This window comes from Adlercreutzia sp. DFI.6.23, from assembly GCF_024462535.1.
GTDB classification, from domain to species: domain Bacteria; phylum Actinomycetota; class Coriobacteriia; order Coriobacteriales; family Eggerthellaceae; genus Adlercreutzia; species Adlercreutzia rubneri.
This window is the reverse complement of sequence record NZ_JANGBP010000006.1, coordinates 175,742-187,990: the sequence shown is the minus strand read 5'-3', so window position 1 is coordinate 187,990 and position 12,249 is coordinate 175,742. Positions and strand designations below refer to the sequence as shown.

Below are 12,249 nucleotides of genomic sequence, written 5' to 3'. Positions count from 1 at the left end.
TGGTCACGTGTTACTCACCCGTTCGCCACTCTATACACGGCCGAAGCCGTCTTAATCGTTCGACTTGCATGTGTTAAGCACGCCGCCAGCGTTCATCCTGAGCCAGGATCAAACTCTCCGTTCGAACGGCGCCCGGGGGCGCCGTAGGATCGATGTGAGTCTCGATTCTGTTTGAAAACTCTCCGTCGGGGCCCCTCGGCCCCTGACAGGGAAAAAGTTAAGCTTGCTCTCTCGAATGTCCGTCTGACATCCGAGAAGACGTATTGTCCGTCTCTCGAATTCCATCCTCAGTATCCGGTTGTCAAGGTTCCGCGGGAGGCTTCCCGCCCCGCCGCCCTCGCGAGCGTCGCAAGGAAATACTTTACAGGGACTCGCATCCCCCGTCAAGCGGTTCACGAAATCTCGACAACTTCGCTCTCCCGCCCGACGCGGCCCCCGGACCGCCGGGGGCGCCGCCTTCCGCACTTCCGGAAAAGGCAGCCCGCATATGATACAGCTCCCCGGATTTCGCGCAAGGGGTTTTTTGAAAAATCTTTCATCCGCACGAATGGCCCCGGAGACGGCCGAAACTCCGTCGCAATAGGTTATGCGTCACCTCGTTTAATTGCCATGGCGGCCGTGGCCATATCCCTTACCGACCCCTTGGCCATGTCCGTGACCCTCGCAGGAATCGCCCTCTTGGCCGCTGTGGCACGCGTCGATACGATCACGCAGCTGGCGCATAGTCATAGAAGCACACTCCTCGAGCGTGTATGAGGGATCGAGGCTCATCAGCTCTTGGGCAGCCTGATAGCGACCAACGCCTAAACCTGCCGCAGCTGCCGCATCGCGAGTGGCGCTGTCGGCACGACGGCAAGCATGTTCGCAGGATGCAGAGGACAGCGCCTCATCGCTTTGAGCAACAAGGCTCTCCCCCAGGCGATTGTTCTCAGAAACCACGTTGACGTCAATAAACGCATCGTTTTCAGCATAAGAGCCAAATGTGTCACTCGACAGCAGCGCGCTGATGACGTCGCCGTAAGGGCGATTCAGCATATCAACAGCACCGAGCACGACAGCACCGTCATCATTGAGCGCTTCGGCTTCAATCACAATACCGAACATATTAACCGTAAGCTCAAGAGAGGGGTTCACCTCAATGTCCACGAAAGCAGACGGCGCGCGATACACGCCATAGACGCCGATGAGGGCAAGCGCGAGCAAAAGGCATGCGGCCCAAGCAGTGACGACGCGCGCTCGCGGGCGACGCCGCAGGGGAGCGCGATGCACCTCAACAAAGGAAGCATCCGGCTGTCTCTTCCGCTCTTCCTCGAGAAAGGCCAGCGTACGTCCGCGGAGCTCATCGGAAGCATGCTGGGCATCGTAGGCCTCACGGATACGCTGCTCAAGATCGGTCATGAGAGGGCCTCCTTCAGCGTCTTTTTGCCGCGGGCAATCCAGGAATACACGGTATTCACGGGGACGTCGAGCATCGAGGCGATCTCCGGAGCCGTGTAGCCCTCGTACAGGGCAAGATACACGGGAGTGCGGGGAGGGTCATCGAGGTCGCTCATGGCATCGAGCACTTCTTTCACACGCGAATCGGGCTGAGCCTCCTCATCGCGGGACGCGAGCGATTCGAATGAGGTCTCATCAAGCGGCACATTCTTACTCGCAGCCGCCCGCCGCATATCGCGGCACGTGTTCGAAGCAACGCGAATCAACCACGCCTTGCGATGTTCCTCTTCGCGAAACTGAACATCATCTGCGAGTGCGTATTTCAGAAATGAATTCTGGAACGCGTCCTCGGCATCCGCATGGCGACAAAGCGCCGTAAGGCAAACGCGCCACACGGTATCGCCATGACGCGCCATAGTCTCTTCTATGTCAGGGGCAGATCTCACGCACTCGCAGGGTTTGTTTAGCGAGCGCAGCCGTGACCGCCGCCATGGTGACGGCCATGGCCATGACCATGGCCGTTCCCGCTGCCGTAGTTGTCGCAGACGCCATCACCGTCGGCATCCACGTAGCCCGGGCAGTCCGCTCCAGCACCGGCGCAGTTGTCGCATATGCCGTCGCCGTCGGCATCCACATACCCAGAGCACGCGCCGTCTTGGTAGTTGTCGCAGACGCCATCGCCGTCGGCATCAGTGTAGCCGCGGCCATCACCGCGTGGAGCGGCCTTGGGCGCCGGTGCTTCCTGGGCCGGAGCCTCAGGGGCGGCAGCGTCATCGGATGCGGAAGCGTCGCCATTGTCGGGCGCAGCCTTGCCGTTAGATCGCGGTGCGGCATAGTTGTCGCAGACGCCATCGCCGTCGGCATCAGTGTAGCCGGGGCACGCACCATTCTCATGCCGGTCGCACGCACCGTTGGCATTGCGGTCGGCGTAATTCGGACACGTCGCCGCAGCCGAACGGGAGCCGATCGCCACAGGCGACGGGGAAAGAGCAGCGAAAGCCACCGCCGGCACGCAAAGCGCCAACGCGAGCACCACGACAACAACGAAGGTAGACTTCTTCATAATTCAGGTTCCTCCTTGAGTTTTCTTCCGTCTCTGCAAGTAACACGATTCAGCCACGCGAATCCTTGCAGCTTTTTTTCGTTTCTGGAAAAAACTCCTCTAAGCGGAAAACGCCGCTGGCTCTCGGCTGGCAAACTTCGGCAAATCTTCGTTGCTCTTTAAAGTCTACTCGAAGCGCACGAACTTCTTCTTCCCCACCTGCACCTCGGCGCCAGCGAGAACTTCGGGAGCCACGTTGTAGGCTTTAGGCGCCAGCGCCTCGCCGTTGACCTTCACACCGCCGCCGTCGATGAGACGGCGCGCTTCGGAAGCGGTGCCGGCCACCCCGGCGTCCACGAGGATCTTCGCCACGTACACCAGGCCGTTCTCATCCGGCGTCAGATCGGGCGCGAAGACGGGGGCGTCGGTCGGGAAGCCGTGCTCCTTGAACTTGAGATCGAAGTCGGCCTCGGCGGCCCCGGCGGCCACGTCGTCGTAGTAGGCGGTCACGATGTTGCGGGCGAGCGCGCGCTTCACCTTGTTGGGGTGCAGCTCATCGGCGGCAAGGCCGGCCTCGATGCGGTCGATTTCGTCCACGGCTTCGGTGGAGGCGAGGCGGTAGTACTTCACCATGAGCTCGTCAGGAATGGACATGACCTTCCCAAACATATTGGACGGCTCGTCAGTCAGCCCGATGTAGTTGCCGTAGCTCTTCGACATCTTCTTCACGCCGTCGGTGCCCTCGAGCAAAGGCAGCGTGAGGCAGACCTGGGGCTCCATGCCCATTTTTTCCATGAGCTCGCGGCCGGCGAGCAGGTTGAACAGCTGGTCGGTGCCGCCGAGCTCCACGTCGGCCTTGATGACCACGGAGTCGTAGGCCTGCATGACCGGATAGAGGAACTCGTGCAGGCTGATGGATTGCCCGGACGTGTAGCGGTTGTGGAAGTCGTCGCGTTCCAAGATGCGTGCCACGGTGAAATTCGCCAGCAGCTTCAGGAGCTGCTCCATATCCAAATCGAGGATCCACTCGGAGTTGTAGCGCAGGACGGTCTTCTCCGGGTCGAGCACCTTGAAGGCCTGGTCGACGTAGGTTTGGGCATTCTCCTGGATCTGCTCGCGGGAAAGCTGCGGGCGCGTGGAGTTGCGGCCGGACGGATCGCCGATGAGCGCGGTGCCGTCGCCGATGATGAGGGTCACTTGATGCCCCAGATCCTGGAACTGGCGCAGCTTGCGCAGGGGCACTGCGTGACCCAGATGGATATCGGGGGCCGTCGGATCGACCCCAAGCTTCACGTTCAGCGGCACGCCGCGCTTGAGCTTCTCCAAAAGCGCCGATTCGGGCACGATCTGCGCCGTACCGGATTTGATAATGTGCAGTTGTTCCTCAGGAGTAAGCATGATGCCTCCGCTTTTCTTTAATATCGCGATACCTTTATACAAGTGCTGGAAATTCTAGCACAGCCGCTACGAGACGCCGCGGTAGAGGTGGCCGGAGGTGGTGTTGGGCATCTTCGCGATGGCGTTGCCGTCGTTTTGGGCCACGTGCAGGGCGCGAATGGCGCGCCCCACGGCGTGGGCCGTCTCCTCGGCGTTCATGAGGGTGGCGTCCACCATATAGGAGGAGATGCCGGCCGCGAGCAACTCGGGCATCGACGAGGCGATATCCAGTTCCACCGCGTTGTAGAGGTGGCTGCGGCCCATGGCGTCGGTGACGACCGGGAACTCGTAGCCCTTGCGATCCTTCAGCACATGGGGGCTCTTGCGACGCGGGCATTCGGCGCAGTTCTCGTCGCACGGGCCCTGGCTCATGAGCATGCAGTGCTCGGTGACCATGAGCTCCTGGGCGCCGATGAGCAGCACGCCCAGTTCCACCGGGGCATCTTTGGCTACCGCTTCAATTTGGCGCAGGGTGAGCTCCGGCGAGAGCCACACGCGATTGGCGCCGAACTCGCTGGCGACGGCCAGGGAGAGCCCGTTGGTGATGGGCACGTGGGGGCCAACGTCGAGCAGCACCCCCTCTTCGGAAGCCCGCTCCATAGCGCCGAGGCTCTCGGCCAAAAGCGGCTTGCCCTCGGCAGCATACTTCCACACGTCGGCATCGACAACCGCTTCGCGCGCGCCGCCGACGGCCTCGTGATCGGCCACGGGCATGACGGGAATGCAGCCCTTGGGGTAGCCGGCCTGCTCGGCGGCGGCGTTCTTCTGGCCGGCGATAACCGCCTCGCCGCGCCGGTAGTTCAGGGCCGGCACGTAGATGAGGTGCGCGCCGGCGCGCTTGGCGGCGCGGGCGCAAGCGGGGTTCGTGACGGTGACGGCCACGCGGCAGCCGGCGGGGTGCGCCGCAGGCAGCGGCTCGCGCGGGGTGGTGCGGGGCAGCGTGCGGCCGTGGCCCTCGGCGGTAAGCGCCTCGGTGAGGGCGTCCAGAGCCGCCGCGCGCACGCCGTGCAGAGCCGAGAAGCCGATACCGACGCCGTCGTCCATGTCGATGGTGAGGTTCACCAGCTGGTAAGGCATGTTGCCCAAGCGATCGATGTGGGCGGCGACGTCGTCGAAGGAGACGGCCCGGGTGCGAGCCGCCTCTACGGGCGCGCCGTCGGCGCCACCGGAAACCCCATCGGGGAAGGCCGCTTGCAGGCGACGGGCAACGGCGAGAGTGGTGCGGGCAGCGCCGGAGAGATCCTCGGAACGAAAATCGATCGCGCTTGAGGAGGGGCGACCAAGGTCGCCCCCTGCGGGGTCAACCGTTAGGTCTTCCGGGGCGAAGCCGGCATCACGCAGGTCAGCGATGGTTGCGGGGCGGAATTCCATGCGAAGTGGCTCGCCGATGTGGAGGGTGGCGGTGCCGACGAGGGGCACGCGGGGCTCACGGGCGTCGTCTTCGAAGGCGGCCTCGGCACTGCGGACGCGGAAAACGCGGTCGCCGGCCTTCACCGTGCGCGTTTTGCCTTCCAGCGGCAAATGGTAGCGGCCCTTCTTGTCGGTGCGCACCGGCCCCAGCGTCAGCGTGCCGTTGCCCTTGCGCGTCCAGAACTCCAGGACGTCGCCTTCTGTCAGAGCATGGGCGCTCTTCAAATAGGCAGCGCCATCGCGCACCTCGTCGACGCGGCCGAGGAACAGGCCGCGGTTGTTGGGACGCTGGTAACTCATGATATCGTTGCCGCGCTTGCCGTCCAGATAGGCCGTGGTGAAACCGCGGGAGAAGGCATCGGTGAGGCGGTCGCGATCGGCATCGGTGATAGCCGCGTTCTCCTTCGCCAAAGCAGCATCGAGAGCTTTACGATAGACGGAGGTCACGGCAAAGACGTACTCGGGCGACTTCATGCGGCCCTCGATTTTAAGCGACGCCACGCCGGCGGCCACGAGGTCGTCCACGCGATCCACCGTGCACAGATCCCGAGGCGAAAGCAAGTGATCGCCCGGCGAGGGAAGGCTCTTCTGCAGAGCCTTGTTCTGCAGCTCGTAGGGAAGCCGACACGCTTGGGCGCACATCCCCCGGTTGGCCGAGCGGCCGCCGATCATGGAGGACATGAAGCACTGGCCCGAGTAGCACACGCACAACGCGCCGTGGGCGAACACCTCCACTTCCATCCCCTCTTCGGCCGCTGCCGCGCACAGAAGGGAGATCTCGTCCAGCGACACCTCACGGGCGAGCGTAATGCGCTCGGCCCCTAAGCGGGCCGCTGCACGCACGCCGGCGAGGTTGTGGGTGTTCATTTGCGTGGAAAGGTGCAGCGACGCTTCGGGGAGCGTGCGGGAGATCTCCGCAGCCAGACCGATGTCCTGTACAATGAAGCCGTCGGCACCGGCGCGATAAGCCTGGCGCACGCATTCCAAGGCCTCCCCCACCTCATCGGGCAAAATGACGGTGTTCATGGTGACGTAGATGGAAGCCCCGCGCAGATGCGCGAAGTCGCAGGCCTCCCGCAGCGTCTCCAGGGTGAAGTTGTCGGCCCCGCGCCGCGCATTGAAGGTCTCAAGCCCCAGATACACCGCATCGGCCCCGCCAGCCACCGCCGCATGCAGCGCCGCCATATTGCCGGCCGGCGCCAGCAGTTCTACTTGATTAGTCTTCATTCAGCTTCAAAGCCTCTTCGTCGGCGGCCTTCAGTTTGTCGATGCCCTCGTTGTAGGCGTCTTGGATTTCCTTCACGCGCCCGTCGTAGGCGCTGAAGTCGAAGGGCGCCTCCTCGGTTGCGCTGCTGATCTCCGTGTACAAATCGATGTAGCTGTTCAGGGCATCCTTCAGCTTGTTGCAGCCGTCGACGTAGTTCGTCTGCAGGTCTTTCATGGCGTCCGGCGTATCGATGGCCGCCAGAGCGTCAATGGCCTCGAAGGCGCTGTTGGCCTTGTTGCGCATATTGACGACGCTCTCCTGAGCCACCGCCTCGTCGAATTCGCCGAGGCGCGTGTTCAGCTCCTCCACCGCCTGGTTGACCTTGGTCATGTAGGTGCGATTGGCCTGCTGCTGGTCGGTGGCTCCAGTGGCCGGCGACTGGCAACCGGCAAGAGCGCCGAGGGCCAAAGCCGCGCCAAGGGCCACAGCCAAAACCCGCGCGATGGTACGTTTCCTCATGATTTCTCCCGTCTTCGGTACCTTGAGGCACCGGTTGCTTGCTCAGGGCAGCCTCGTCGAGCGAGGCTTTGGTTTCTCATTCGCTATGATAGCAGTCCGCACCCCCGGGCCCGTACCGCCGTCACGGTATCGCAACAATTATGTCGCGGCTACGCTGCTTTAGGCACCCTCGCCGCCACCGTCGTCCGGGGCTGGGTCGGGCGTCGGCTCCGGCGTCGGCTCCGGCGTTGGCTCGGGCTCCGGGGTAGGCTCCGGCGTCGGTGTCGGTGTCGGCTCGGCGTTGCCGCCGCCCTCGTTGCCCTCTCCGCCTTCGTTGCCGCCGTTCTCGTCGCCGTCGCCCTCGGGCGTCTCCTCATCATCCTGCTTCGTGGTCACCTCGGTGTCGTCTTTCTTTTTCTTGGAAGAGTAGTAGCCGCCGATATGGTTGTCCTCGTCGCGGTAATCCTTCTTGTACTCGGGCTTATCTGCCTCGAAGAACTTCACCGTCTGCGTCGGGGAGATCATCTTGTCGATGAAATCGCCGAAGACGCTGGCCGCCGTCGTAGTCGTCGCCTGGGCCTCGGAATAGTCGGAGCGGTCACCCAGCCAGATGGCCACGGCGTACTGCGGGGTCACACCGCAGAACCAGCTGTCCTTCTTGTCGTCGGTGGTACCGGTCTTGCCTCCGGCCTCCTGGCCGTTATCGGGACGAGCCGCCTTGCCAGTGCCGTTGTCGATGACCACTTCCATGCAGTCGAGCGCCGCCCGAGCCACTTCGCGAGAGAACACCCGCTCGCCCGTGGGGTCGGTGTTGTCCACGATAACGTTGCCGTTCTTGTCCTCGATGGAGATGATGCACTCCGGATCGTAGTGGACGCCGCCGTTGGCCACCGTGGCATAGGCGTCAGCCATTTCGAGCGGCGTGACCGAACCGATGCCCAGGGTAAGGCCCGCCACCGCCGGCAAATCGGAGGTGATACCCATGGCGTGGGCCATCTCGATCACCTTATCGACGCCCACGGAGAGAAGCAAGCGAATAAACGCCGTGTTCGACGACACGCCGAAAGCGCTCTTGATGGTGCGCGTGCCGTAATCGGCCTTATCGTTGTTGTAGACAGGCTCGCCGCCCTCCAAATCAACCTTGTAGCCAGCATCGATGAGCGTTTCCGGGTCGATGCCCTCGTTGATAGCCGCCAAAAGCGTGAACAGCTTGAACGACGATCCGGCCTGACGGCCCGCGCCGCCCTCGCCCGTGGCCATGTTCACCTGGGAGCTCTCGTAATCGCGACCGCCCACCAGCGCGTCGATGTAGCCGTTCTCGGGGTTCACAACGGCCATGGCCACCTCGAAGGGATCGCCGGCCTCCTCTTCCTTTTCGGCCGCAGCCTCTTCGGCGGCGGTCTGGGCCTCGATATCCAGCGTCGTGATCACCTTCAACCCGCCCTTGAACAGCTCGGAGGTGGAATAGGCGTACTTGCCCTCGGGGTTGGTCAGCTGGTTGCGCACGTAGCTCGTGAAGTAGGGGTAGGCCAGAATGCCCGTCATGGAGGGCTCGGAGGGGTTCAGCTCGATGGGCTCGGCCTTCACCGCGTCGGCCTCCTCCGCCGTGATAACCCCGTTGGACACCATGCGGTCGAGCACGGTGTTGCGGCGCTTCAGGCAGTTGTCCGGATAATCGATGGGGTTATTGTAGGTGGGCGACTGGGGAATGCCCACGAGCGTGGCCGCCTCGTTCAACGTGAGGTCCTTCGCGTCCTTGGAGAAGTAGCGCTCGGCGGCGGCCTCGATACCGTAGGCACCGGAACCGTAGTTGATAGTGTTCAGGTACATGAGCAGGATCTCGTCTTTGGAGTACTGCTCTTCCAGCTTCTGGGAAATGTACATCTCGCGGATCTTGCGCTTGAAGGAGATGTCGCGCATCTCGTCGGAAAGAATCGTGTTGCGCACGAACTGCTGAGTGATGGTGGAGGCGCCCTCCAGCTCGCCGCCCATGAGGTTGTTCACGAGCGCGCGGGCCACACCGAGGTAATCGACGCCGGAGTGGGTGTAGAAGCGCTCGTCCTCGGTGGCGACGGTGCCCTTCAGCACGTACTCGCTAATCTGGTCGAGAGCCACCGGGTCGCGATTCTCCAGCTGGAACTCGGCGAGCAGCGTCGTGCCGTCCGATGCGTAAACCATGGTTGGCTGCGCCGTGTTGTAAGCGTCGGCGTTCTGGTAGTCGGGCAGATCCTCCAGCCAGGAGTTGCACAGCGTCACCACGCCGAACACGCCCGCCGCGAGAAAGGCGACGAACACGCCCAGCACCGACAAAACGATGACCTTCTTATTCTTTACTTTCGTGCCCTTACGGCCCTTCATTGCGCGAGAACCCACGAATTAACCTCCATCAGTTATAGGTCTGGCCATTTTACCAATGAGTTATGGAGGGTTCATAAGATGGAGCCGCCACCAGGAAATGCACAGAGGACGAGGGGCTTCCCATTCTGCCCTTATCGATGCCGATACAAGTCATCCAGCGTTACCGAAAATTCGTCGCCAGACGCCTTCATCTTTCGCAAGGTGGCCGTCGAAAGAGGGTTCTTCGAGAACAAGTAGAAGAATTCGATGCGGTAGCCCTTGACGAGATCGGCGCGGTGGTGCAGCTTCTCCAGCACTTCCGTCTCGTCGAACGAGTTGCGCCACTTGCACTCCCCTATTAAGGCCGTTTTGCTGGCGCGGTCTGCGGCCACGACATCGACGTCATCCTGCTGGCGAAGCGCCGGATCGGTTCCCCACCATTGCCCGAATGACGAGGCCCGTATCGGAAGGCGTCCCGCCAGGGACTCTTCGAGAAGCCATTGGGAGCACACGCGTTCAAACCGATGACCGAGGTAGGTTCCGAGTACTTCGTCGGAAAGCCCCTCAGCGACAATACGACCGGCACCTCCCTCGATGTCTCCAACTGCCGGCATGACAAAGGTATACCAAAAGTCGTAGCAGGCATCGGCGAAACGGTAGAGTCCTTTGCGCGAAGTTTGAGGGTTCTCTCCAAAAGGGACGACGCGCTCGATGATGTCAAGGCGTTCTAGAGTTGCCAAGTACTTCGACACCGCCGTCGCCTCAAGTCCCGCGCGAGCAGCAATCTCGCCGCGCCGCGTTGCCCCCGAGCCTATGGCGCGAAGAATCGAGTTGTACACAGCCGGTTCGCGCAACTCCTGTCGCAACAGCATAAGAGGCTCTTCATAGAGCAATCCGTCAGTCGAAAAAAACAGATCGGCGATGTTGTCGAGGAACGGCCGACTTTCATCAATCTGCGCCAGATAATAGGGCACCCCGCCCACGCAGGCGTAGTACCGAAAAGCGTCTTCTGCGCTTACCGTTGGAACCATGCGCGCTGACGTTAAATAGTCGAAGGGCCGCACACGAATCTGCGCCGTGCGGCGGCCGTGCAAGGGGCTCTTTTTGCCCAGCACCTCGCTCTCCATGAATCCCTGATCACTTCCGCATAGCGCAAGACACGCCTTCGTTTGAGCGAAATGATGGTCTATGGCGATTTGCATTTTCGAAACCAGCGACGGATTAGCCTCGGCAGCATAGGGAAACTCGTCGAATACGAAAAGGAACGGTTCTCGCCGAGCCTGCTCCGCGAGAAACTGCAGAGCACCATCCCAACCGTCGAACCTTGTTCCCGGCGGCAGCGAGAAAAACTGCGCAATCTCGACACTGAAATCAGCCAGGTTATCCGCGTCAGTCTGCTGCTGAGCCGTGAAGAAAAGCGTCGGCTTGTCCTGGGCGAAATGAGTTAGCAGGGTCGTCTTGCCCACACGACGTCGTCCATACACCACCACCATCTGGAAGACATCAGCATCATAGGCCCGCTCAAGCGTCTCCAACTCGTTTTCACGTCCGACGAACAACGGCACTCCTTACAGCAAAATAAGATACTCACGATTATTATAATCACGAGTATCTTATTTGCAACTAGCTATTCGCGTCTTCGTTCGTAGACAAGTCTCTTTCGCCGGAGCGCTTTCACCAGACATACGAGGTAACGGGCTCCACGACAAATCTCTGGCAAACGTTAGCCAACGGAATCCCTGTACATTTCGCTCCACGAGTCGTCATACAGACGATACAACTTGCTCCAGTTGTCGTCATAGGCACGATATTGATCGGTCCACGAGTCATCGTAAGCACGATACATGTCAGTCCATGTATCTGAAACAACTTTGTATTCCTCCGTCTCATAACCAGAGTTGATGGCCCCATCATACTGCTCGTACGAGTCTTTGAGCAGTCGGTCCCACGCCTCGTAATAGTCTTTCATGGCATCGTCCCACACCCCATAGCCATCCTCCATGGCTCTTGACCAAGTCTTATAATCGTCCAGCCCTTTTTCTCGGACAAGAGCATAATAGTCCGTCATACCAGCAAGGATTGACTCATACAGAGCTTCCGAACGCTGCAAAGCAAAATCGTAAGCATCTTGAACTTGGCTCGAATTGTCTGCATACCCCTGGTAAGTGTCACCAACCGCAGTATTAATCTCGCTGAACCTGCTTTCGAGATCGGACGAGGCTGCTTCTGTCTCGCTTTTAATCGCGCTCAGCTTAGCGTCAAGCTCATTATCTCCGGTAATAACCTCGACCTCTTCTGCCGGCAACTCAGCAGCAGAAGATTTTTCTTCCCCCTCGTCATCGCTAACGCTCTCAGCGTCTTGAGCACTTTCAGTAGATTTTTGCGCATCTGTCTGTGCAGACTCCGGGGTCGATGGAGAATCGTACGCACCTCCTGTCACCTGAGCGCAGCCCGCACACCCCAGCAAGGCCAAAGCGAAAACCACAGCGAAAGCCAATCTTGTTGCAACGGCCTTCTTCGAATCATCTTTGCCAAACACGCGATCGTCCTTTCCGTCGTTGCGTCTCGAAAGCTAGATGACGGCCAACTCGACACGTAAGCCACATCCTCTTTGACTCACTGCGAGCGAACGCGCGAAAGAGGAGAGCATCCACCGCAGTCACCACAACCGCAAGGACTTCAGAACGGGCAAACCGCACGAAAACCTTGAATGGCAGATGCTCTCCTGCCCTGGTTTTCGATGCAGCTGTACCGCAGCTCTGAAGTTGTATGCAAGCATGTCACTTGCGGTTGTGGTGGCTCGATTATAGCAAAGCCCAAATCGAAAGACAGCATAGAGAAAGCTGCGGCGCAAGCGGAGTCGCTTGTGCCGCAGCGGGAT

9 protein-coding genes and 1 rRNA gene are annotated in these 12,249 nt (G+C 60.8%); all 10 read right to left on the bottom strand.

What is annotated here, in order from left to right:
- A 16S ribosomal RNA gene (locus NE591_RS07915) occupies positions 1-124 on the bottom strand; the annotation flags it as partial.
- 476 nt (positions 125-600) lie between these two features.
- A complete protein-coding gene (locus NE591_RS07910) occupies positions 601-1,398 on the bottom strand; it encodes a hypothetical protein (RefSeq protein ID WP_227069716.1) in 798 nt (265 codons plus the stop codon).
- Complete coding sequence (locus NE591_RS07905; protein ID WP_022738980.1) at positions 1,395-1,853, bottom strand: RNA polymerase sigma factor; 459 nt, start codon at positions 1,851-1,853, stop codon at positions 1,395-1,397. The genes NE591_RS07910 and NE591_RS07905 overlap by 4 nt, the downstream gene beginning before the upstream one ends.
- Before the next feature lie 47 nt (positions 1,854-1,900).
- Positions 1,901-2,500, bottom strand: a complete 600-nt coding sequence (locus tag NE591_RS07900; RefSeq protein WP_227069718.1) for a hypothetical protein — start codon at positions 2,498-2,500, stop codon at positions 1,901-1,903.
- Between the two features lie 165 nt (positions 2,501-2,665).
- Positions 2,666-3,877, bottom strand: a complete 1,212-nt coding sequence (tyrS, locus tag NE591_RS07895; RefSeq protein ID WP_227069720.1) for a tyrosine--tRNA ligase — start codon at positions 3,875-3,877, stop codon at positions 2,666-2,668.
- A 66-nt stretch (positions 3,878-3,943) separates the two neighbouring features.
- Complete coding sequence (locus NE591_RS07890) at positions 3,944-6,553, bottom strand: U32 family peptidase (protein ID WP_227069722.1); 2,610 nt, start codon at positions 6,551-6,553, stop codon at positions 3,944-3,946.
- Entirely contained in the window at positions 6,543-7,052 is a 510-nt protein-coding gene (locus NE591_RS07885; protein ID WP_147270606.1) for a hypothetical protein, read from the bottom strand. The genes NE591_RS07890 and NE591_RS07885 overlap by 11 nt, the downstream gene beginning before the upstream one ends.
- A 159-nt stretch (positions 7,053-7,211) precedes the next feature.
- Positions 7,212-9,404 (bottom strand): transglycosylase domain-containing protein, encoded by a 2,193-nt coding sequence (locus tag NE591_RS07880; RefSeq protein ID WP_147272666.1) that lies wholly within the window; start codon positions 9,402-9,404, stop codon positions 7,212-7,214.
- Positions 9,405-9,520: 116 nt separating this feature from the next.
- A complete protein-coding gene (locus NE591_RS07875; RefSeq protein WP_157012657.1) occupies positions 9,521-10,927 on the bottom strand; it encodes an ATP-binding protein in 1,407 nt (468 codons plus the stop codon).
- A 164-nt stretch (positions 10,928-11,091) separates the two neighbouring features.
- Positions 11,092-11,907: a hypothetical protein gene (locus NE591_RS07870; RefSeq protein WP_114538823.1), complete on the bottom strand. Its 816-nt coding sequence runs from the start codon at positions 11,905-11,907 to the stop codon at positions 11,092-11,094.
- Positions 11,908-12,249 lie beyond the last annotated feature (342 nt).